This is a genomic window from Paenibacillus sp. Paensp38 (assembly GCF_059491915.1).
The window spans coordinates 5,194,645-5,216,586 of the sequence record NZ_CP168516.1 but is presented as its reverse complement, the minus strand read 5'-3'; the positions used below and the strand labels follow the sequence as shown (position 1 = coordinate 5,216,586).

Genomic DNA, 21,942 nt, shown 5'->3' with positions numbered 1-21,942 from the left:
ACGCTTGTGTATTTAACTAATGGCTTCGCGCTCTGCATCGCGGCTACCCTTGACATCCTTGCGGATTTGTTTGCTGCGTAGCTGTCCGCAGGCTGCGTCAATATCGACTCCATGCTCCAGCCGAACACTACAGCTAATACCTTGTTTTTTCAGCACATCATAGAAGCCCGTAATCGACTCCGACTCACTCCGCTGGTATTGGCTATGCTCATCTACTGGATTGTACGGAATGAGGTTGACATTGGCCAGATTACGACGATGGCCCACCAGCTCAGCCAGTTCGAGCGCATGCTCCTTACCGTCATTAACATCCTTCAGCAAGATGTACTCCAGCGTAATTCGACGATTTGTTTTGTCCAAATAATAATCAATCGCCTGCATGAGTTTCTCAATCGGAATCGCCCGGTTGATCTTCATAATGCGAGTACGAATCTCATTATTCGGGGCGTGGAGGGAGATCGCCAGATTGACATGCAGGTCTGAATCTGCAAATTCAATGATTTTATCAGCCAATCCGCTTGTGGAAACGGTAATATGCCGCGGCCCAATCGCTAGCCCTTTGTGATCCTTAATCACCCGAATGAAATCGGACAGGTTCACGAAGTTATCAAACGGTTCGCCAATTCCCATCACAACAACATGACTGACCTGGTCGCCCGGGCGTTCCTGATCCAGATACAGCTGGACCTTCATAATTTGCTCTACAATCTCACCACTGGATAGGTCGCGGCTCTTCTTCAACAATCCGCTCGCACAGAAGCTACATCCAATATTACATCCTACCTGTGTAGTCACACATACGGATAAGCCAAACTTATGCCGCATCAATACCGTCTCAATCAAATTACCATCCTGAAGCCGGAACAAGAACTTGACCGTCCCGTCTGCCGACTGTTGCTTCACGTGTTCTTCAAGTGTTTCAATGGAAAAGTGCTCTGCCAACAGGCGTGTACAATCCTCATGAACCTCTGCCATCGCTGCAAAATCAGTAACCCGCTTCCGGTACAATGCGTCCCATACCTGCAATGCCCGGGATTTCTTATGCCCATGCTCGATGAGCCATGCTGTCAATTGATCTAGCGTTAATCCATAAATGGATTCTTTTTTCATGTTCGATCCTCTTTTCAAAACAATCAAATTCGTATTTCTATATATAAACCCTAGCCATCACGACTCGTCTCAACGATCATTGCATCATAGCATGTTTAAGCAATCTGCGCTATTTAAACGCCTCTTTCATTGTCCCAAATTTTAATTATGAACACAAGGGGGCAGGCACATTGTTTTTCCTGTTCAACAAGAGCACGCAAAGACAGGATTACAGATACTCCTAATGATATGATTACAACCAAGGAGGTGATGCGGTTGGAATGGTTGCTTCGGATCAAGAACGCACTGGATCTGATGGAAGAGAGAATGCAGCAGCCACTCGATATCGATGAAATTGCAAAGGCAGCCTATTCGTCTCCTTTTCATTTTCAGCGAATGTTTCATATGCTAACTGGCTTCACGGTAGCAGAATATGTGCGCAAACGTCGATTGACCTTGGCTGCTCAGGAATTGAGTCTTTCTTCCGCCAAGGTGCTGGATGTAGCGTTCAAATACGGATATGATTCCCCCGAATCTTTTTCTAAAGCGTTCCGAAAGATACACGGTATTTCTCCCTCTGAGGCCAGAAGCCCTGGGGTGAACCTGAAAGCCTTTCCACGCATCACCTTCCATCTATCGTTGAAGGGAGATCAGGAAATGGATTACAAAATTGTAGAGAAAGCGGCCTTTACGGTCATTGGCAAGTCCATTCAAGTCACCACTAAGAACGGCGATAATCTTCGAGAAATCCCAAAATTCTGGAACGAACTAAATGCGGATGGTACATCGGATCGGATTCATGCCTTGGGAACAGGCGATGATATACTCGGTATATGTTTGGACATGAAACATGGAGAGGAGACGCTTAGCTACTTAATCGCCGCAGAAGGCAGCGAAGACGTAGCGACCGCGAATGGGCTGGAATCCAGAACCATTCCGGCTTCAACCTGGGCAGTGTTTACATCCATCGGCCCTATGCCTCACTCGATCCAAAAGGTATGGCAAAGAATTTTCCAAGAATGGTTCCCTGCCAGCAATTATGAGCATTCAGGCGGCCCGGAACTGGAAGTGTATACTATGGGAGATTCACATGCTGAAGACTACCGGTGCGAGGTATGGGTTCCGATTAATAAAAAGTAAACCAATGAACCGATTGCCCACAGCAGTCGGTTTTCTGCTGTACTGCATTTACATCATATGGTGACAGAAAACACAATTCCCTGATACTCGTTACTCTAGCTTAATGGTCGCATGCAATCCCCCAAGCTCCTGCTTCAACACAGAATATAGCCTTGAACCTGTCGACTTTAGCGGATAGTCTGTTGCTTTGCAGAGAAGTCCGAAGGTCATATCAATCAGGCTGCCGCTTAATTCCCTCACCGTTGTTCCTGCCGGGACAGAACTGACCAGAATTTGTGGCACAAGTGCAATCCCTAAATCGCTTTCCACATAAAATTTCAGAGCCGTCATGCTGCCAATTTCCATCGTATTTAACGTGGTTATTCCATATTCCTTCATGACCATTTCAAGTTTGCGACGATAGGGACAGGTAGCCGACGTAATAAGCAACCGCTGCCCCTGTAAATCCTCCGGCCCAATGTTTTCTTTTTCCGCAAGCGAGTGATTTTCAGGCATTAAAACTACAAATTTCTCCCTAAATAAAGGCTCAAAATATAGCTCTGTGCCCAAATCTGGTGTGGAACACAGCGCTAAGTCAATATCCCCCTTGAGAATACGCTCGCTTAAGGTAGGGGTATTTCCAAACTCAACAGAAACCCGAATGTTCGGATAATGGGTTAAGAAACGCTTTAGAATTCCTGGTAGTCGATAACTGGCAGTCGGTTCGGTCACTCCTATACGAATGTCGCCTGCGGTCCCTCTTTGCAGATTGTCCATATTTTCCTGCAATTGCTCCATATCCTTTACAATATGTAGACTTTGCTCGTAAAACATCCTGCCCGCTTCAGTTAACTTTATTTTCTTGCCCCGTTCGATCAGTTGAATTCCCATATCGGACTCCAGCTTCTGTATTTGCATCGTCACGGTAGATTGTGCATAATTCAACTCTTCCGCTGCACGCATAAAACTTCCGTAATTCACAATCATTTGAAATGTTTTGAGTGTTTTAATGTCCATTATCAGACTCCTGTATAAACAATTGATTCAATTTTATTGAATTGTAAATTCATTTAATTCAATTATACAGAATACAATACCTCCTCTACAATGATACATATCAGATCTTATTATTTTTCAGACGCAAATGAACTGGATGGAGAAGGAGCGAATTTACATGGATTTACATCAAAAAGTAGCATTGGTTACAGGTGGAGGTACAGGAATTGGGAGAGCCGTGTGTATGGCCTTGGCAGATCGAAAAGCTACGGTAGTCGTAAACTATTCCCGCTCTAAAAACGATGCAGAGGAAACTGTACGTATGATCCTTGAAAAGGGCGGACGTGCTATCGCATTACAGGCAGATGTTTCCCGAGATCAGGAAGTTCGAACTATGGTTGACCAGATTGTCCAGCAATTCGGTACGATTAATATACTCGTGAATAACGCTAGCATTACACATCACATTCCGATGGATGATCTGGAGGCAGCCACGGAAGAGGTATGGGATGATCTATTTGATGTAAATGTAAAAGGCATGTTTTACTGTGCCAGAGCCGTAGCTCCTTTTATGAAGCGTAGTAAACAAGGAGCTATCGTCAATCTGGGAAGTATAGCAGGGCAAACAGGGCTAGGTTCTTCGCTTCCCTATGCGGTATCCAAAGCGGCCGTCCACGGGCTGACCAAATCTTTAGCACGGGCACTTGCGCCGGATATTCGCGTCAATTGCATCGTGCCGGGAGCTGTAGCGACAAGATGGTGGTCAGGCAGGGAAGAGCAAATGAAAACATTGGCTCCTCATTTACTCCTACAGCGCATTTCCACGCCCGAAGATATCGCCAGCATGATCTGCTCTGCTTTGGAACAGGAAGCCATGACAGGCCAGATTATTACGGTAGACAGCGGACAAACGCTGTAAAGATACTGGGAATTCTGAGTAAAAACAAGCCGCCTTCTCAGACAGAAGGCGGCTTTTGAGCTATCGTATACCGTCGTTAAACTACGTTTTAGCTTAAAGATACCGCAATTCGTGTACCTTTCACGAATTTAGCAAATAAGTACCGAACAAGCGGCCCTACAATTAAGAGCTGCAGAGGGAAAGCAAAAATAAAATTATTAAAAACTAAAGATAAGTAATTTTTAAATAATGAATCTCCCGAAAGACCATTAAAAAAGTAAGCTGTCCCCAATCCATAAAGTGACATACAGAGAACCATTCCAATGACCATACAGCATGAAAGGGACAGAATCACAAATACCTTTTTGGATTTATCGTATGGTAATGAGAAGGCTATTTTCTTTGCTAATGGACCGACAATAAATAGTTCCAATACGAAAGCAATGATAAAACATAAAATAAATTGAAAAACCATTACTTTTAGAGAGATTGTGCCAATCAAGTCATTTGTATATAGATTATAAAATGTCATGAATACGACCATCCCCAAGCACATCATGAAACCAAAGTAAAAATCTTCTTTCTTCGTCGTTGGCAATTCCATCATCCCTTCTGTGTACCTTGGTAATTATATAAATAGTCGAAACCTCCACATAAGTGAACTTTCTGTGAACTTTTTGGCAAACGTTTTCTTTTTTAGAATATAAGAAATAGGCATCGTTCAGCTCAACGATACCTTGGAATGTTGCAGTTCATATCCCTCAACGATCTGCTTTTAAATCTAAGCCAAATCTCTTCAGCTCAATAAAAACACCTTCAAGTCGCTTCCCTTTTTCCGTTAACGAATATTCAACACGCGGGGGAACCTCGGCATATACCTTTCTCTCTAACAGACCGTTATCTTCAAGCTCTTTCAGGCGTAGGGAAAGCGTTTTGGGACTAATCCCCTTCATGGACTTCTGAAGTTGGCTGAATCTCAGTGTTCCTTCGATAAGCAGGTCACGGATGATTAAAAAAGTCCATTTCGTTCCGATCAAATCAAGTGTTTGGGCAATAGGGCACGGCTTGCCGGGTATTCCTTTGGTCAATTCAATAGGTTCTTGGTCGTGCATAGGAACTCCCCCAAAAATTATCTGTTAAATCCAATGATATCACAATAGTTCCTTTAGGGAAACTATATGAATTAAATATCACTACTTCCCTAAATAAACCTACTACATATACAATATCGCTGTAGCAACTAACGTTTTCTCTAATACAAGGAGGTGAAGAGATGAAAAATATACTAATCATTAACGGTCATCAAAAATATGATTCGTCTGAAGGGAAATTGAACCAAACATTGATAGACAATATGGTGCGTCTCTTAAGTGAAGAGAACAAAATCAAAATAACGTCTGTTCAAGACGGCTATACCCTCAGCGAAGAACAAGAAAAATTTTTATGGGCGGATGTAGTCATTTACCAAACCCCCATCTACTGGTTCAGCGTTCCTGGATTATTAAAGACTTATATGGATGAAGTCTATGCTTACGGTATATTCTTCACGGGTGCTCATGAATATGGGAGCGGAGGTTTATTAACCGACAAGAAATATATGTTCTCCACAACTTGGAATGCTCCGGAAAAAGCCTTTAATGATCCAACTCAATTTTTTAATGGGGCTAGTCTAGAAGCTGCACTCCGTCATTTGCATTCTGCGCATACATTTCTCGGTATGAAGCCCTTGAAAAGCTTTGCATGCTACGATGTTATTAAAAATCCAAATATACCCAAATTTATTGCTGATCTTGATACACATCTACAAGCCGTATTACATGATTAACAAATCCAGATGAATACTAGGAGGGAATCCATTTGCAAAACCAAAAGATTGTCATTATTGGTGGAAGCTCAGGTATTGGTTTAGAAACAGCTAAGCAAGTCATTTCGCTTGGAGCGGAAGTGGTAATCGCCAGCCGCTCGGAGGATAAATTGCACAAGGCCAAGGAAATGCTGGGCCCTCGTGCTGTAATACATGTGCTGGACACGTCAGATGAGCAGCAGGTAAAATCTTTCTTCGAAAAAGTCGGCCCCTATGATCATCTTATCGTTAGCGCGGCAGAAACATCAGGTGGGTCATTCCTTCAGTCGGAGACAGATCAAGCCCGCAAGCTATTCGAAAACAAATTTTGGGGACAGTATTATGCAGCTAAATACGGGGCTTCCCAACTCTCAGCCGAGGGTTCCATTACCTTATTTTCAGGAGTGGTGGCTTACAAGCCGATGATCGGCTCCTCTGCGCTCGGTGCTGTGAATGCAGCCGTTGCGAATCTTGGTCAAACCTTGGCGTTAGAGCTTGCTCCCATCCGCGTGAATGTCGTCTCACCCGGCATTATTGACACACCTTCCCGTAGCAAAATGCCTGAAAATACACGCAATCAATTCTATGATACGGTCGCGCATAAGCTCCCTGTGAAGCGAGTTGGACTTGCGGAGGATGTTGCACGAGGCGTACTTTATTTGATTCAAAATCAGTTTGTGACCGGAACAGTCCTTCATGTGGATGGCGGACACATTTTAACATAAAAGCTTCGTCCTAAATCTGTCAGTCATTTACCAAAAAAAACGGAGAACGCTCCCGCACCTTGGCTTGGGCGTTCTCCTCCTTTTCTTATCCATGAATGATTTCACAAACTTTATCCTAATGATGTATACGACGTTTGTTTCTCAAGATGTTGCGAATCATCTTGTGATTGGGGAGCTGCCTGAACAACATATGTCCGGGATGCGGATTGGCCTCGATAATCCAAATTTGGCCGCTCTTCTCAATAGCAAGATCGATGCCCAACTCGCGAACCGGATGATTTTTATCTATCGTGTCGGCAATGATTCTAGAAAGCTCGGTGACCTGGTCCAGAATCTCTTTCATTTTTGTTCTGTCATTTTTAAAGACCCTTAAAAGCACTTTGGACAACGGCGCCGCATGTCCTCCCTTCCGATAGTTGGTAACGACTTTTCGAGGTGCAGCGACACGGCCGGTTATTCCTGAAATGACCCATTCCGATTCCGGCTTCTGCATATACACTCTGGCATCAAAAATCGAACCTTTGTACTTGGCTAACTTAAGTCCTTGCTGTACCAAATAACGACGATGAGGTCTTCGATAGGTTCTAATTGCTCTTCTTACGGCGTGAGATCTAACGATTCTGCGACTGGAGCCACAACGAACCTCATATTTCCTCCCCAGCTTTTTCGCACGTATGATGCCAGTCCCTCCACTCCCATAATTAGGCTTGATGAAGACTGTGCGATAGGTATCCAGCATCCGTAAAGTCCTTGCATTACTGATCCAGCGGGTTTCGGGCAAGTGAGAACGTAAAATGGGATGTTGTCGCATTTCCTTGTATTGAATCATCTTTCCAATGGGCACGAATATCCCTCAATTCTGTTGGGTTTTTGCACACACTACATGAATATGCATCTATATTCTATCTTGGTAACGGCGAATGCCACAGTTTGCTATGAAGAGGCAAATCTCCCACTTTCTCAAGTCGAGTCTTCTTTGGTTTCAAGAGAGAGATGGACAATGTGTCTTTACATGACAAGATTATTGCAAATACCTATAAGGTTGATTCCAATAATATATTAGACCAATAACAATTCTGGATATATGATGTATTAAAAAATAACGTGAGGAGGAACGTTAACATGTCTATTTATGATTTTCAAGCAACCTCAATTAATGGGGAACCGATTGAACTCTCAGACTATAGAGGTAAGATTCTCCTTATTGTAAACACTGCCAGCATGTGTAGCTTCTCCAGTCAATTCACTGATCTGCAAAAGCTCTACGAAAAACGGAGGGAACAAGGTTTTGAAATCCTTGCATTTCCTTGTAACCAATTCAATAAAAAAGAGCCGGGTAGCAATTCGGAGGTTCAGGGAATTTGCCAAATTAACCATGGAGTAACCTTCCCACTATTTGAGAAGACGGATGTAAGAGGCTTATCTCTTCATCCTTTATTTCAATATCTGACCCAACAGGCACCGTTTCAAGGCTTCGATATCCAGACCAAAGACGGTCAATGGATGGAGGATTTCCTGCGGGATAAGTATCCGGATATATACGCTGGCGACGGTATCAAGTGGAATTTTTCTAAATTCTTGGTCGATCGCGATGGCCATGTGCAAGGGAGATTTGAAGTAACAACGGAGCCCTGGGCCATTGATCCCGTCATCGAATCGTTATTGTAGTATTTCTGTTCACTTCTTTGGATTCTTTAAAAAAAGGGTATCAAATGACAAAAACGTATATTTGTCATTTGATACCCTTTATGTTATCCTGACTTTAAGGAGGTGACTCACACGGCACTTGACCGTGTCCCTATGGAAAAACCCTCAGATGTGCTAACCAAGGAACAGATTCTTATCGCTACAGAAGACACACTTAGGCGTTTTGGTATAGCCAAAACCTCCGTGACCGATGTTGCCAAAGTATTGGGAGTAAGTCATGGCACCATTTACCGACACTTTAAAAGTAAAGCCGAGCTTCTTGAAGGTGTGACCGAAAAATGGCTGAATGAAAAGATTATCGGCCCATTAACGGAGGTCTGTCAGAATTCATCTATACTGGGAACGCCACATTTAAAACGATATATACAGACCTTGGTCGAACTTAAGCAGTATTATGCCCGCGACGACGAGGAAATGTTTGAGATGTATACGAGGGTCACCGAGCAAGCGGCTGATTTAATCGATCAGCATATCGCCCACATTGTGGATCAGCTCGCTGATATCATTATACGCGGAGACATCACATCGGATCAGCCAGCCCAACTGGCGCGTACCCTTTTCTATGCCACAGCCCGTTTTCATCATCCCGCTCATGCTTACGAATGGAAGAATCCCGTGATTAATCGGGAGTTTTCGGATGTGTGGATGCTTTTAGAAAAAGGAATCACTTAAAATAGATATGGAAGGAAGGTCCAAACACATATGAAGCATTTGGACGGAAAAACAGCAATTATCACCGGGTCCTCTAGAGGAATTGGACGTGCCATTGCCGAGCAACTGGCTGATCTGGGCGCTAATGTAGTCATCAATTATGCCAGCAGTCCGGACAAAGCTCAAAAAGTCGTGGAGAGGATTATTCAAAAAGGCGGCAAAGCCATAGCACTTCACGCTGATCTGGGCAAAATGAGTGATATTGAAGCATTATTTACAAATACGATTGCTGAATTCGGTAAAGTGGATATTCTGGTTAACAACGCTGGGCTGATGATCACCCAACCTCTGGCTGAGGTAACCGAAGCTGATTTTGACAAACAATTCGCACTGAATGTAAAGGGCACCTTCTTTGCCTGTCAGCAAGCCATGAAATATATGGAGAACTACGGAAGAATCGTGAACCTGTCTACATCCGTGATCGGACAAATGTTCCCGACCTATAGCGTATACGCAGGTACCAAGGGCGCAGTGGAGCAATTTACCCGTCAGCTAGCCAAGGAATTCGGAAGCAAACAAATTACGATCAACGCCGTGGCTCCCGGTCCTGTGAACACCGAGCTTTTCCAAGCTGGAAAAACCGAGCAGCAAATCGAAGGCATGAAAAAAATGAATGCTATGGGTCGGCTCGGCGAACCGGAAGATATCGCTGATGTGATTGAGTTTCTGGTCAGCGCCAAATCACAGTGGGTTACCGGGCAGACAATCCGCGTCAATGGCGGGTTCATCTAAAAAGCTGGAATACATGGAATGGAGGTTATTACGTTCATGATGTTACACAAAGGTGAGACCTTATTTCGACAAGGAGAATCTGGCCCTTTATATCACCTCAAGAGCGGCTTGTTAAAAATTGTCCGAGTCCATGAAGACGGCTCGCAAATTTTAGTTAATGTGATTGTGCCCGATGAAATCATCCCGCACCACTCCCTGATCAGCCCCAATCCTTATTATGGTACAGCAGTCGCGCTGGTAACCTCTGAGGTTGAGGTTCTGTCACAAAAAGAATGGTATCAGGCGCTGGAGCAAGACCCGACTCAATGTCGGGCTATCGCTTTACAGCTACAGGATAAGTTGCGCATGATGCAGCAACGAATTGACCAGCTCACCGAGGTGTCACCTGCCGAAAAGCTTCGGAAGCTTCAACGCTGGTTCCACTCCTACATCGCACCCGCCACGTTAACGGACGTGCTGACGCAGGAGGAAATCGGCCAGTTTATCGGGCTACGCCGGGAGACGATTAATCGGCTATTGCGTGCTTCAAGCGCTCCTTCTGCAAAAGATGATGACGATAATGCATCTCGATGAGCGAAAACCACTCTCCAGCATTCAACGCGCCGAATCTGGGATGAGAGACGGTAGAAAGCCCTGTTGATTTCCCAACGATCGGCTCAATCTCTCTCATTTTACGGATCACAGCATTTAAACCCTCCACAATTTCTTCTTTGCTCGTCGGTTGTGGGGGAGTATACTGCGGAGATGGTGGAACTTGGATACGTATGGGCGGAAACCCTCCTAGATTAAAAACGGCCGTACCCGCCTCCGTTTTAACCCCTGTCTCCCCATTAGGCTGTAGACAAACATCAATGTTCTTCAGGTGCATATACAGAGCAGAGTTCACCAAATGAAGATACATTTGTCCAAGCGACCATTGGTCCTCCTGCGGTGTGTACTGCAATTGCTCCAAGCTAAAGCTGTCCAATTCAAGAAGATAGTGTTGTGCCGTTTCTTCAAAACGCTGCAATGTTTCGGTTGTATTCATATATTAGTGACTGCCCCTCTCTATTAAAGTAGCTTTACTATACAAAAATGCTACTGACAGCATTATGTCAGTAGCATTTCAACATTTTTTCCACTTCCGCACGTATCAGCTCCCGGAGCGACTCAGGCTCCAGCACAACCATATCCGCGCCCCATCCAAGTATCCATTGCAGTAATTCCTCCGGCTGTCTAACGCGGAAAAGTATATGCAATCCATCTGCACGCTCCTCTATAGCCTCCATATAAAAGTTGTTCGCTTCCTTCACCTTATCTGCGATATCGGAACGTGCTAGTATGCGAACAGTCACATGACGGTCATCGGTTTGCTTATAATCCTGCAAATGAAAATCGACAGGCAAATGAAACCTGTCCTCCAGTACCATAAGCTCGTCCATACGTGACAGACGGAAATGGCGAAGCTGCTGCCGCAATTCACATTGCCCGATTAATACCCACGAACCACGAAGCAATACCAGACCATAGGGAGCGACCACACGCACACTTTGACGATTCCCGTCAGCCTCTGGCATTCTTTTGGAGTAACCAAACCGTACCATTCGTTTTTCCAATACAGCAAGACGCAGCGTTTCCAAGTAGGTTTTCTCTCTATGGTTTGCCCCTTCACCCACAGCGAGCAATCTCATGGTTGTACGCACCCGGGAAACTTCCCTGCGGACGCTCTCTGGTAAAATGGCTTCAATCTTCCTGCGGGAGGTTTGCGCCTTGATACCGTAGTCTGTATCAAACTTTTGTTCGATAAAATCCGTCCCGATTAGCAACGCCACAGCCTCTTCTGCAGTAAAGCTCACTGGGGGCAGGAAATACCCCTCCATCAAGGAATATCCAATGCCCGGTGCTCCTACAATCGGTACGCCCGATTCGCTTAGAGCCTGAATATCCCGATAGATGGTTCTCACACTCGTTTCGAATATAGCCGCCAAATCCTCGGCTCGTAAAATATCCTTACGCTGTAACTCTAGCAAGATTGCTAGCAAACGATCTGTTTTGTTCATACCATGGCCCCTCTCTGGAAGGATCTAAAATGCAGAAATACAAAAAAGCAATAAGGGCAGTACAGTCACTGCGACTTATTGCTCTTTTTTTCATACGGAAGTTACTCCATTACTTAAAAAATACTTTTTCAACGTTATATTTAGCCTTTTGTGAATTGATAATGTAGGTTTCATAAATTTCTCGCTCTACCGCATCTTCTACAATACAAATCTCGATAATCGCAACTTCATTCCGCTTGTCCTTGATCGGCGATACGTTATCTTCAAAATGCTTTTTGATTCTTGGTCTTAACTTTCTCGCTTTACCAACGAACAGCAATTCCTCCTGCGCATTGTAGAACATAAAGACGCCAGCCTTATCTCTAGGGATCAGGTGAAAGTCGGTAAACCCGTAAATATGGCTGAGCTCAGGGTTAACCTGTTTGGTAATCGTGATATCCGGAGTTGGAATTGTTATATTAATCACTATGTCACTTCCTCATTCTATATAGGTGTAAATATTATCACAAATCCTGCGGTAACACCATTCAAGATAATCAGGGAGTGTCCCCTGGAACAGGCTTCGTCGTTTTCTCAACGATTCTTTCCAGTACCCAGACAAGTACCCCCACTGCAAGGCTGGCGATGACCGCCATAATCGCCGATCCGCCAGCATGTAGCAGCAACACGGGAACCCAAAGCAATCCGAGCAAACGGTGTACGGTCCGCATCCACTTGTTACGAACTTTGTTAATGAAGAAGCCATACCCGGCGATCGCCAGCAGAATGACAAATCCCGCAATCCCGGTATAGGTTTTGTTATCTTGAAGCTTGGTTATCAAAAAATAAATACCATGAGCGGCAATCAGGATCAAGGTCGCCCAACCCAGAAGTTTATGGAGGGAATGTAACAACCGCCCGGCTCTTCTAACCAACATTGATGGCGATCTTAGCTTCTTCTTAAACCAGAACCAAGAGAAAGCGGCCGCACCAAGAAATACGGAAATCGTACCCAAAGTCTTGAATATTTCCCCGTTGCCCCCACGCCCTTCTCCACGAGGATGTACGCCCACAGGCCCTGTAGACCCACCTTCTGATAGCCGTGGGCCAGGTCCACCGCCGGAGAGCGATGACATGTAGTAATAGTAGATGACGAGTAGAACTGCTACCGTAACTGCAATCATAGCTGGAATCCAAACGGCCCTTTTCGTCTTCATTTGTTATACATCCTTCCTAGGAAAATTGCCTTGAGTGTACCTGGTCAAGCTTAAAACAAGATTAAAGCAAGCTGAAAGTATTCCTTTTACCTCAGTCAGTATCGAGGATGGTCGTAATAACGTTAATACAGGCACCGTAATAGATAGAAATCTATGAATTCCCTACTATGCGAGCACGCCGGTTTCCGTTACAATATGTCAGTGTGATTCTGGCATCGGCAGATTGACGCGTATTTGAACATTATTGGAGGCTTCTATTTTTTCATGCAAAATGAATCTCATGCTAACGTAAAAATCATAACGGCCGATCCGAGTGCGATCGGCCTGTTTGGCTTGGCTATTGTAACACTTGTAGCTTCATCCCAAAAGCTTGGTCTCACTGAAGGCTTGAGCTTTATTATCCCTTGGGCTATTTTCCTTGGTGCCTTTGCACAGCTGTTTGCCTGCATTCAGGATGCAAAGCATAACAATACCTTTGGCATGACGGCATTTGGTGCTTACGCCTTCTTCTGGTTAGCCGTAGCTAGTAGCTGGATGATTAAAATGGGCGTATTCGGCTCAGAGCTAGCATCTGCTGTAGATGGCAAACAGCTCGGCTTTGCCTTTGCCGGCTATCTCATCTTCACGCTCTTCATGACCATTGGAGCCATGGAGACGCACAAGGTCCTATTTTTTATTTTCGTGTTGATTGATTTTCTATTCCTCGGCCTTAGCTTCGATGCATTCGGCATCGCCCCAGAGGTGTTCCATACCATCGCCGCTTATGCTGAAATGGGCATTGGTCTACTCTCGCTGTACGGTACAGGAGCTGCCGTTCTGAATGCACATTTTGGCCGAACATTTCTGCCCGTAGGACGTCCTTTCGGCATTTTTAAACCACGTCCTTAGCTGCATATTTAAACCCACAAAGCCTCCTTTCGCGCCGATCCGCGTTAAGGACGGCTTTGTTTCCTTTCCATCACTCCCCCCTGTATCAAAAAAATACTAAAGAGAGTCGTTTAGTGAATATAAAACCCCACAATGATAACAATATACATAAATTGTATTCAAAGGGGTTTTTGTAAAAATGACACAAAGCAAATCTCGTATCGCATTTCCGCAATTTCCCGAATCGTATTGGTTAGCTTCCACTGACATCCCTAACTTCCCCAAACTTAGTGAGGATATTCAGGTGGATGTTGCCATTGTAGGTGCGGGGATTACCGGTATTACCACTGCTTATTTACTTTCTAAAAAAGGATTAAACGTCGCCGTCGTCGACGCAGGGCGGATACTTCATGGGACAACCGGTCATACTACCGCCAAAATTACCGCACAGCATGATTTGATCTACAGCGAGTTTATTTCCCATTTTGGCAAGGAAAAAACCCGGCTCTATTACGAAGCCAACCACAACGCTCTTCAATTTATCAAACAAACGGTAGAAGAGTTTAATATTGATTGTCAATTTACAGAAGAAGATGCCTACGTTTATACATGTGAAGATACGTACGTTGGAAAAATCGACGACGAATATAAAGCTTACGAGCAACTTGGCATCCCGGGAAGTTATGTCGAACAAACGCCTCTGCCGTTTTCAACTAAAGCAGCTATTAAGATGAAAAACCAGGCCCAGTTTAATCCTGTACCTTTCTTAAGATATTTGGCAAACCAAGTCATCCGTCAGGGCGGGGAAATTTATGAGCAAACCACCGTTGTAGATGTGGAAAAAGGAAACCCTGCCATCATTACAACCAGCGACGGAAAGAAAATTACCTGCAACCATGTCGTATCCTCCTCACATTTTCCATTCAATGATCCCAACGGTCTTTATTTTGCGCGATTGCATGCCGAGCGGTCTTATGTACTCGCGGTCAAAACCGATAAAATCTATCCAGGTGGTATGTATCTAAGTGCAGAAACCCCAAAACGTTCACTTCGCTCCGTAATGGTAAACGGAGAACCAATGGTTATCGTCGGTGGGGAAGGTCACAAAACAGGACAAGGAATCTGTACTTTCCAGTACTATGAAGCTTTACAAAAGTTCGCGGAGCAAACATTTGGATTAAAGGAGATCGTTTATCGCTGGTCGGCCCAAGACTTGTATACGCTAGACAAGCTCCCTTATATTGGGCAGGAACTATCCAACACCTCTAACATCCTCGTTGCTACGGGTTATAGAAAATGGGGGATGACCACAAGTGTAGCGGCAGCCTTATTAAATACGAATCTGATTACCAGAGAGGAAAGCCCCTACCAGGATCTTTTCTCCCCTTCAAGGTTTCATATGGACCCCGACATTAAAACATTTGTAACTCAAAATGCAAATGTGGCTAAACATTTGATTGCTGGAAAGTTAGACATCAGCTACAAAAAAGCCGAAGAACTGGAACACGACGAAGGGTCGGTCATCCGGGTAAACGGCAAAAGAGCAGGCGCATACCGAGACCCACAAGGAGCATTGCACCTAGTGGACACGACATGCACCCATATGGGTTGCGAAGTCGAGTGGAATGAAGCGGAAAGAACATGGGATTGCCCTTGTCATGGCTCTCGCTTTTCATATCAAGGCGAAGTCATTGAAGGACCGGCCAAAAAAGCACTTGGCAAGGTTGAAGCCGAATAGCACGATCCTTTCGAATAAACCTAGTTAGGCTGGATAACATACCTTTGAGAAACATAAAAGAAAGGTGATCCGATGATAAACCAACAGTCTACATTAGCGGCGCATGAGTCCTTAGAAATCCACGAAGCGCTTAATTTTAAAACGTTATGCTTAGCCAAGTCCAAATTAATGCAGGGCTTGGTATTCGATCAAGAGCTAAAGGATTTAATGGAAAAAGATGTTCAGCAATCTATACAAGCTATTGCCGATTTGCAAGCATTGTATGTTAAAGCACCGTTTCAGGCACCTGTTCCAGAATTCCGACCAACACCAATCTTAAATTGAGGTGAATGATGTGACATTAGATCAGACCCAGTCCGCTAAAATGGATTATGTGGATCCAAAAAACTCATTAAACATGCCAGAAATGGCAGACACGACCTTAGCGATGGATTTTCTGATTCGCGTCAAGGAAGGAGTTCGAAATACAGCCGTAGCCTTGACGGAAACCGTCTCTCCAGATGCCAGAACTCTGTTGCGCAATCAACTGCATCAAGGCATCGCTCTTCATCAGGAAATTACTGATCTTATGGTACGAAAAAAATGGTTTCATCCCTATGATCTGCAAAAGCAGTATCAATTGGATCAACTATCAGCCAACAAGACGGTGGACATCAGTAAAATGAAACTGTTCCCAGACGATACCACCCGCAAGGGTATGTTTGATCGCACGCCGGACGAACATATGGGAGGAAACCAGGCATGAAAGCAGTGACCTACCAAGGTATCAAAAACGTTGTGGTTAAAGAGGTTCCGGACCCAAGTATTCAAAAAGCCGACGATGCGATTGTCAGACTGACGACAACCGCTATTTGTGGTTCAGATCTGCATCTCATTCATGGAATGATTCCGAATCTACAGGAAGATTATGTAATTGGTCATGAGCCGATGGGGGTTGTAGAGGAAGTTGGCAGCGGCGTAACCAACTTAAAAAAGGGAGACCGCGTGATCATTCCGTTCAACATAGCGTGCGGTGAATGCTTTTATTGTAAAAACCAATTGGAAAGTCAATGTGATCATTCTAATGAGCATGGAGAAATGGGCGGTTTTTTCGGCTATTCAGGAACAACTGGTGGATATCCGGGTGGACAAGCTGAATATTTACGTGTGCCTTTTGCCAACTTCACTCACTTCAAAATTCCGGAGAGTTGTGAACATCCTGACGAGAAGCTTTGCCTGATTGCTGATGCCATGACTACTGCATTTTGGAGCGTCGATAATGCCGGAGTAAAGAAGGGGGATACTGTCATTGTTATTGGCTGTGGACCGGTAGGTCTGCTAGCCCAGAAGTTCGCCTGGTTCAAAGGGGCAAAACGAGTCATTGCGGCAGACTACCTGGATTATCGTCTGCAACATGCGAAGCGTACAAATCATGTGGAAATTGTTAATGTGGAATCGCAAGAAAACATCGGCAACTACCTGAAGGAGATGACCAAAGGAGGTGCGGATGTAGTTATTGACTGCTCCGGCATGAGCGGTAAAATGTCTCCGCTGGAATCTCTCGCTTCCGGTCTCAAGCTTCACGGCGGAGCTTTAGGAGGACTAGTCATAGCTACACAGGCTGTGCGCAAAGGTGGCACCATTCAAGTTACCGGAGTCTACGGCGGACGATATAACGGTTTTCCTTTGGGAGACATTTTTCAGCGAAATGTTAATTTACGTACGGGACAGGCTCCCGTTATTCACTATATGCCATATATGTATGAGCTGATTGATACGGGAAAGGTGGACCCAGGAGACGTTGTTACACACGTCATTCCGTTAAGCGACGCCAAACGTGGATATGAAATTTTTGATACCAGACAGGACAATTGCATCAAAGTTGTACTTAAACCTTAACTATATATTGGAGCATTGGAGGTAAACGTCATATGGTGTATGGCCTGCACGAAACACTTGAAGTCCATGAATTGTCAGCGTTCAAAACAGTGTGTCTTACCAAGTCTAAAACCATGCAAGCATTAATCTCTGATCCAACTCTCAAAGCTATATTACAGCAGGATGTTGACTTATCGACCCGCCAATTACAAGAACTCGGTACCCTCTTAGATCAAGCCATCTCACAGGAGGTTAAGCCATGAATACACTGTTGGAGCATTTGACCGGACTGCATACCTTAACGGACCAAGTCATTGCAGCCGATTTTCTGAACGCGGCCAAAAGCGGTGTGAGAAATTACGCTATGGCCGTAACAGAAGCGGGAACTCCAGAAATTAAGGCAATTCTTACGAAGCAACTGGATGAGGCTATTGATATGCATGAGCAGATTTCAACATACATGATCGAACGTGGCTGGTATCACCCATGGAACGTAAAAGAGCAGCTTACGATGGATCTACAAAATATCAATACTGCATTGCAAGCCCCTGTTTTATAAAGATAGGACGCTCACTTCGGTCGTACATTCCTGACCGTAGGACGTCCCTTGGGAATTTTAAAAGCACATCCTTAGCAGTATATGTAAACCCACAAAGCCGCCTTTCACGTCGATACGCGTTAAGGGCGGCTTTTGGGATTAACATGTTATCTTAATTATTCGGCTTGCCAATTCGGCATCCGTTCTGCAGGATAACGAAGACCCGCTGCCATTCCTTTTGGAATAATTGCGTTAATAGCTTCCATTTCCTGTGCGGATAAAACAACATCGACGGATCCTGCATTTTCCTCTAAATACGTAACCCGCTTGGTTCCTGGAATCGGTACAATTCCCTCTTGCGCAAGCAGCCATGCCAACGCCAGTTGAGAAGGTTTGACCCCTTTTTGGGCGGCAAGGTCCTTAACATGCTGCACGAGATCCAGATTTTTCTGGAAATTCTCAGGTTGAAAACGTGGCACAGAGCGACGGAAATCATCTTCTGCAAAATCATCAAACTTCTGAATTTGTCCGCTCAAAAAGCCGCGTCCAAGTGGACTGTAGGCCACAAACTCGATGCCTAGTTCCTTACACGCCGGTATAACTTCATCTTCTGCTTCTCGGCTCCATAAGGAGTATTCCGTTTGCAGCGCTGTAATCGGATGTACCTTGTGAGCGCGTCGAATGAGCCCAGGAGAAGCTTCGGACAGCCCCAAATAGCGGACTTTTCCCGCTTGAACCAAGTCACTCATCGCACCAACTGTTTCCTCGATAGGCACATTCGGATCAACACGATGCTGGTAGTACAGATCAATCACATCTACACCCAGTCTTTGCAGGCTGCGATCACATGCCTCTTTTACGTATTCGGGACGGCCACTTACACCCATAAATGCGCCATCTTCCCCACGCATAATGGAAAATTTAGTGGCTAATACGACTTCGTCGCGGCGGCTCCGCAGGACTTGGCTAATCAGTTTTTCATTTTCCCCCACACCATAGACATCGGCAGTATCCCAAAAGTTTATCCCTAGCTCCAGCGCACGATGAAGTGTTTTGATCGACTCCTGCTCATTCAACTCACCGTAATATTCGGACATTCCCATGCAGCCCAGACCCAGTGCAGATACTTGAAGGTCACTGTTACCCAGTTGTTTCTTTTTCAATTTCTATCACTCCTAAATTGTCAGAATAGTCATCGTATTTCCTAAGCACCACGTCACATTCCGTATGTTACTACTTAAAGTTAACTTGAAGTCAAGCATTGTCTCGTTTTGAAACGAGAATTATTATGTATGAACAGAAGCGGTCGGTAGCTTCTGGACGGTAGGGAGATTCACTTACAGAGCTAAAGCCTCTTCCGTAATCTTCTTGATATCAATGGATGAAGGCGTTTCTTCCTTGACCATATCGGGCAGGATATTTTCCAAAAAATACTCAACGCAGTGTAATTGAATATTCTTGATTTTTACAAGTGCATTACGGTACATGACTATAAATTCTTTTTCCGTATTTCCCCGCTGAAGTTCTGCAAATGCTTCGTATACCTGATCCATCTTGTCCGCAACTTCAAGGATTAAACCTTCTACAGAATCATCTTTACCTTCCCTTAGCTGTTTGCGAAAAATAGCCTTAAAATCCTCGGGAATATTCTCTTCAATAAAATACTCAATCATACCCTCTTCGACCTGTTGGATTAATAATCGTAGTTCCTTAGAGGAGTGCTTAACTGGCGTTTTGATGTCTCCAATAAAAATCTCCCCGTAATCGTGACTGCTCGTAATCTCGTATAGCTTTTTCCAGTCAATACGGACACCATTTCTCTCTTCAATATCAGCCAGCGTTTTGGCGTATTGTACGACTTTCCAAGAATGTGCCGATACGCTGTGTTCCTCGAATTTAAACTTACCCGGACAACGGATGATTCTTTCCAGCTCATTTAGCGACCGAAAATACGTGTGAATCCCCATCATTGCATCCATCCTTTAATATATATATGAGATAGTCAATCTAAATCCCACTATAAACCTCAACTATTAACAGCAGATTATCGCAATATCAAGTGGAATTCACACATGTAGCATATACACAATTTTTGCTATACACTTTATAAAAGAGGAATTTGCAAAATCCTGAAAAAAATATAAAGTGGTGAATTCGTTGTTCAAAATCTTATTAATTGAAGATGATGAAACTTTGTTCCATGAAATGAAGGATCGGTTAACTCAATGGAACTATGATGTGTATGGCATCCAGGACTTTAATAAAGTCATTCAGGAATTCACAACGATAAAGCCTGATCTGGTCGTGATAGATATTCAATTGCCGAAATTTGATGGGTTTCATTGGTGTCGAATGATTCGATCCCACTCTAACGTCCCCATCCTCTTCTTATCTTCACGGGATCATCCTACGGATATGGTGATGTCGATGCAGCTTGGAGCGGATGATTTTATCCAAAAACCGTTTCATTTTGATGTACTCATTGCCAAATTACAGGCGACACTCCGCCGCGTATATAATTACAATACAGAACCTGTCTCCCTTAAAACATGGTGTGGCGCAACGGTCGACTATGAAAAAAATGTAGTAGCCAATGAGACTGGCTCCATCGAATTAACCAAGAACGAGATTTTTATTTTGAAGCTGCTGATCGAACAAAAAAATAAAATTGTTGCACGTGAGGAATTAATTAAAAGCCTCTGGGATGATGAACGTTTTGTCAGCGACAATACCCTGACCGTCAACTTGAACCGCCTGCGCAAAAAATTGGACGAGCTGGATTTGGGCCGTTTCATTGAAACGAAAGTCGGGCAAGGCTACATGGCTACAGAAGAGGCACCTGCCTATGATTAAAAAATACCTTATAGAGAGGCGGAGCTGGATTCTACTGTTTGTGTGTCAGCAATTCCTGATCCTGTTCATTGCTTATGTGGATGCAGCAATTCCGTTAATGCCGATTCTTTATATCGTCTTCTTATCTATGATGATTTTCTTGGTTTTTTTAATCATTCGTTATCCCAAGGAAACCAAGTTCTATACCACACTAGAAAAATGGGAGAGTTCTCTTGAACTAACGGGTATAGGCGAACCGGAGAGTCCGTTTGAGCAAATCATTGAACAAAAAATCACGGGCCAGAACGAACGGTTACAACAGATCATCTCGCAAAATCAATTGACACTTGAACATGAAAAAGATGAACTATTATCCTGGATTCATGAGGTAAAAACACCTTTGACCACCATGCATTTGATGATTGAGCGGTTGGACGACAAGTCCCTAAAAGCTCAGTTAACCTATGAATGGCTACGAATTCACTTACTGCTGGATCAGCAGCTCCATCACAAACGAATATCTTTTATTGAAAATGATCTGTATGTCGAGCAAGTGGATTTAAAATCTCTGGTTTTTAAAGAGATCAAAGCATTACAGTCATGGTGCATCCAAAAGGGGATCGGTTTTGACATCCAACTTGAGCACATGGAAGTGCTGAGTGATGCCAAATGGCTGGCTTTTATCATCAGACAGCTCTTAACCAATGCCATCAAATATAGCGATGCCAGTGATATTATCATTCACAGCTATGAACAAAGGGATCGAATACAGCTTGAGGTTCAAGACTTTGGACGCGGTATTGATCCGAAGGATATACCGCGTATCTTCGAGAAAGGTTTTACCTCCACAACCCAACATTCTGATCACACTTCAACGGGTATGGGGTTATATTTAACGAAAAAGGCAGCACAAACCTTGCTCATACATATAGATGTGCACTCCAAACCGAACGTAGGTACAACCTTCACTTTAATTTTTCCCAAACGAAATGATTTCGTGAGTGTGGTAAGCATGTGACAGAGATGTCACATGCTTTTATGTATTGTTCGCCCAA

28 protein-coding genes are annotated in these 21,942 nt (G+C 44.2%); 17 read left to right on the top strand and 11 right to left on the bottom strand.

Annotated features, from left to right (window positions below; genetic code table 11):
- Positions 1-12 precede the first annotated feature (12 nt).
- Positions 13-1,110 carry a dual-specificity RNA methyltransferase RlmN gene (gene rlmN, locus ACEN8J_RS23120; RefSeq protein WP_165145612.1) on the bottom strand — a complete coding sequence of 366 codons (1,098 nt, stop codon included), beginning with the start codon at positions 1,108-1,110 and terminating at the stop codon, positions 13-15.
- A 249-nt stretch (positions 1,111-1,359) separates the two neighbouring features.
- Here rlmN and ACEN8J_RS23115 point away from each other — a divergent pair, with 249 nt between their 5' ends.
- On the top strand, positions 1,360-2,229 hold the full coding sequence (locus ACEN8J_RS23115) for an AraC family transcriptional regulator (RefSeq protein WP_495594004.1): 870 nt from the start codon (positions 1,360-1,362) through the stop codon (positions 2,227-2,229).
- Between the two features lie 90 nt (positions 2,230-2,319).
- Here ACEN8J_RS23115 and ACEN8J_RS23110 read toward each other — a convergent pair whose 3' ends face one another.
- Entirely contained in the window at positions 2,320-3,225 is a 906-nt protein-coding gene (locus tag ACEN8J_RS23110) for a LysR family transcriptional regulator (RefSeq protein ID WP_069012286.1), read from the bottom strand.
- Positions 3,226-3,382: 157 nt separating this feature from the next.
- Between ACEN8J_RS23110 and ACEN8J_RS23105 the strand changes: the two genes are divergently transcribed.
- Entirely contained in the window at positions 3,383-4,123 is a 741-nt protein-coding gene (locus ACEN8J_RS23105) for an SDR family NAD(P)-dependent oxidoreductase (protein ID WP_029518825.1), read from the top strand.
- An 88-nt stretch (positions 4,124-4,211) separates the two neighbouring features.
- Here ACEN8J_RS23105 and ACEN8J_RS23100 read toward each other — a convergent pair whose 3' ends face one another.
- Positions 4,212-4,700, bottom strand: a complete 489-nt coding sequence (locus ACEN8J_RS23100) for a DUF2798 domain-containing protein (RefSeq protein WP_340887124.1) — start codon at positions 4,698-4,700, stop codon at positions 4,212-4,214.
- Between the two features lie 163 nt (positions 4,701-4,863).
- Positions 4,864-5,214: a winged helix-turn-helix transcriptional regulator gene (locus tag ACEN8J_RS23095; RefSeq protein WP_340886866.1), complete on the bottom strand. Its 351-nt coding sequence runs from the start codon at positions 5,212-5,214 to the stop codon at positions 4,864-4,866.
- A gap of 161 nt (positions 5,215-5,375) precedes the next feature.
- Between ACEN8J_RS23095 and ACEN8J_RS23090 the strand changes: the two genes are divergently transcribed.
- Together ACEN8J_RS23090 and ACEN8J_RS23085 are read left to right on the top strand one after the other, a co-directional pair.
- A complete protein-coding gene (locus ACEN8J_RS23090; protein WP_069012287.1) occupies positions 5,376-5,927 on the top strand; it encodes an NAD(P)H-dependent oxidoreductase in 552 nt (183 codons plus the stop codon).
- 32 nt (positions 5,928-5,959) lie between these two features.
- The gene (locus ACEN8J_RS23085; RefSeq protein WP_340886868.1) at positions 5,960-6,670 is read left to right on the top strand and encodes an SDR family oxidoreductase; all 711 of its coding nucleotides are present in this window, start codon (positions 5,960-5,962) and stop codon (positions 6,668-6,670) included.
- Positions 6,671-6,785: 115 nt separating this feature from the next.
- Here the strand turns inward: ACEN8J_RS23085 and ACEN8J_RS23080 are convergent, their stop codons facing one another.
- Positions 6,786-7,514: a YheC/YheD family protein gene (locus ACEN8J_RS23080; protein WP_483594772.1), complete on the bottom strand. Its 729-nt coding sequence runs from the start codon at positions 7,512-7,514 to the stop codon at positions 6,786-6,788.
- A 278-nt stretch (positions 7,515-7,792) separates the two neighbouring features.
- Between ACEN8J_RS23080 and ACEN8J_RS23075 the strand changes: the two genes are divergently transcribed.
- The 4 genes from ACEN8J_RS23075 (at position 7,793) to ACEN8J_RS23060 (ending at position 10,393) form a co-directional block, all read left to right on the top strand.
- Positions 7,793-8,338 (top strand): glutathione peroxidase, encoded by a 546-nt coding sequence (locus ACEN8J_RS23075; RefSeq protein ID WP_165145594.1) that lies wholly within the window; start codon positions 7,793-7,795, stop codon positions 8,336-8,338.
- A gap of 132 nt (positions 8,339-8,470) precedes the next feature.
- Positions 8,471-9,049 carry a TetR/AcrR family transcriptional regulator gene (locus ACEN8J_RS23070; protein ID WP_483594774.1) on the top strand — a complete coding sequence of 193 codons (579 nt, stop codon included), beginning with the start codon at positions 8,471-8,473 and terminating at the stop codon, positions 9,047-9,049.
- A 30-nt stretch (positions 9,050-9,079) separates the two neighbouring features.
- Entirely contained in the window at positions 9,080-9,820 is a 741-nt protein-coding gene (locus ACEN8J_RS23065) for an SDR family oxidoreductase (RefSeq protein ID WP_029518834.1), read from the top strand.
- A gap of 36 nt (positions 9,821-9,856) precedes the next feature.
- On the top strand, positions 9,857-10,393 hold the full coding sequence (locus tag ACEN8J_RS23060; RefSeq protein ID WP_029518835.1) for a Crp/Fnr family transcriptional regulator: 537 nt from the start codon (positions 9,857-9,859) through the stop codon (positions 10,391-10,393).
- On the opposite strand, the gene ACEN8J_RS23055 is transcribed toward ACEN8J_RS23060, so the two are convergent.
- The 4 genes from ACEN8J_RS23055 to ACEN8J_RS23040 all read right to left on the bottom strand — a co-directional run bounded on the left by ACEN8J_RS23055 (position 10,326) and on the right by ACEN8J_RS23040 (position 13,055).
- Positions 10,326-10,847: a DinB family protein gene (locus tag ACEN8J_RS23055; protein ID WP_080658672.1), complete on the bottom strand. Its 522-nt coding sequence runs from the start codon at positions 10,845-10,847 to the stop codon at positions 10,326-10,328. The genes ACEN8J_RS23060 and ACEN8J_RS23055 overlap by 68 nt on opposite strands.
- A gap of 67 nt (positions 10,848-10,914) precedes the next feature.
- Positions 10,915-11,859, bottom strand: coding sequence for a helix-turn-helix transcriptional regulator (locus tag ACEN8J_RS23050; protein ID WP_340933716.1), 945 nt, complete (start codon positions 11,857-11,859; stop codon positions 10,915-10,917).
- Between the two features lie 109 nt (positions 11,860-11,968).
- Positions 11,969-12,325, bottom strand: a complete 357-nt coding sequence (locus ACEN8J_RS23045) for a nucleotide excision repair endonuclease (RefSeq protein WP_029518837.1) — start codon at positions 12,323-12,325, stop codon at positions 11,969-11,971.
- A 70-nt stretch (positions 12,326-12,395) separates the two neighbouring features.
- On the bottom strand, positions 12,396-13,055 hold the full coding sequence (locus ACEN8J_RS23040) for a hypothetical protein (RefSeq protein ID WP_029518838.1): 660 nt from the start codon (positions 13,053-13,055) through the stop codon (positions 12,396-12,398).
- A 264-nt stretch (positions 13,056-13,319) separates the two neighbouring features.
- Between ACEN8J_RS23040 and ACEN8J_RS23035 the strand changes: the two genes are divergently transcribed.
- The 7 genes from ACEN8J_RS23035 (at position 13,320) to ACEN8J_RS23005 (ending at position 18,076) form a co-directional block, all read left to right on the top strand.
- Complete coding sequence (locus ACEN8J_RS23035) at positions 13,320-13,943, top strand: acetate uptake transporter (protein WP_029518839.1); 624 nt, start codon at positions 13,320-13,322, stop codon at positions 13,941-13,943.
- Positions 13,944-14,121: 178 nt separating this feature from the next.
- Positions 14,122-15,660, top strand: coding sequence for an FAD-dependent oxidoreductase (locus tag ACEN8J_RS23030; RefSeq protein WP_069012291.1), 1,539 nt, complete (start codon positions 14,122-14,124; stop codon positions 15,658-15,660).
- 72 nt (positions 15,661-15,732) lie between these two features.
- Positions 15,733-15,984, top strand: a complete 252-nt coding sequence (locus ACEN8J_RS23025) for a hypothetical protein (protein ID WP_039271973.1) — start codon at positions 15,733-15,735, stop codon at positions 15,982-15,984.
- A 40-nt stretch (positions 15,985-16,024) separates the two neighbouring features.
- Complete coding sequence (locus ACEN8J_RS23020; RefSeq protein WP_039272188.1) at positions 16,025-16,405, top strand: spore coat protein; 381 nt, start codon at positions 16,025-16,027, stop codon at positions 16,403-16,405.
- The gene (locus ACEN8J_RS23015; protein ID WP_165145582.1) at positions 16,402-17,538 is read left to right on the top strand and encodes a zinc-dependent alcohol dehydrogenase; all 1,137 of its coding nucleotides are present in this window, start codon (positions 16,402-16,404) and stop codon (positions 17,536-17,538) included. Before ACEN8J_RS23020 ends, ACEN8J_RS23015 begins: the two co-directional genes overlap by 4 nt.
- Before the next feature lie 32 nt (positions 17,539-17,570).
- Positions 17,571-17,780, top strand: coding sequence for a hypothetical protein (locus tag ACEN8J_RS23010; protein ID WP_029518844.1), 210 nt, complete (start codon positions 17,571-17,573; stop codon positions 17,778-17,780).
- Entirely contained in the window at positions 17,777-18,076 is a 300-nt protein-coding gene (locus ACEN8J_RS23005) for a spore coat protein (protein WP_029518845.1), read from the top strand. Before ACEN8J_RS23010 ends, ACEN8J_RS23005 begins: the two co-directional genes overlap by 4 nt.
- Positions 18,077-18,231: 155 nt before the next feature.
- Here ACEN8J_RS23005 and ACEN8J_RS23000 read toward each other — a convergent pair whose 3' ends face one another.
- Together ACEN8J_RS23000 and ACEN8J_RS22995 are read right to left on the bottom strand one after the other, a co-directional pair.
- The gene (locus ACEN8J_RS23000) at positions 18,232-19,218 is read right to left on the bottom strand and encodes an aldo/keto reductase (protein ID WP_029518846.1); all 987 of its coding nucleotides are present in this window, start codon (positions 19,216-19,218) and stop codon (positions 18,232-18,234) included.
- Between the two features lie 174 nt (positions 19,219-19,392).
- The gene (locus ACEN8J_RS22995; protein WP_029518847.1) at positions 19,393-20,022 is read right to left on the bottom strand and encodes a YfbR-like 5'-deoxynucleotidase; all 630 of its coding nucleotides are present in this window, start codon (positions 20,020-20,022) and stop codon (positions 19,393-19,395) included.
- A gap of 190 nt (positions 20,023-20,212) precedes the next feature.
- Between ACEN8J_RS22995 and ACEN8J_RS22990 the strand changes: the two genes are divergently transcribed.
- Both ACEN8J_RS22990 and ACEN8J_RS22985 read left to right on the top strand, forming a co-directional pair.
- The gene (locus tag ACEN8J_RS22990; RefSeq protein ID WP_029518848.1) at positions 20,213-20,908 is read left to right on the top strand and encodes a response regulator transcription factor; all 696 of its coding nucleotides are present in this window, start codon (positions 20,213-20,215) and stop codon (positions 20,906-20,908) included.
- Positions 20,901-21,905: a sensor histidine kinase gene (locus ACEN8J_RS22985; RefSeq protein WP_029518849.1), complete on the top strand. Its 1,005-nt coding sequence runs from the start codon at positions 20,901-20,903 to the stop codon at positions 21,903-21,905. The genes ACEN8J_RS22990 and ACEN8J_RS22985 overlap by 8 nt, the downstream gene beginning before the upstream one ends.
- The last annotated feature ends 37 nt before the right edge of the window (positions 21,906-21,942 follow it).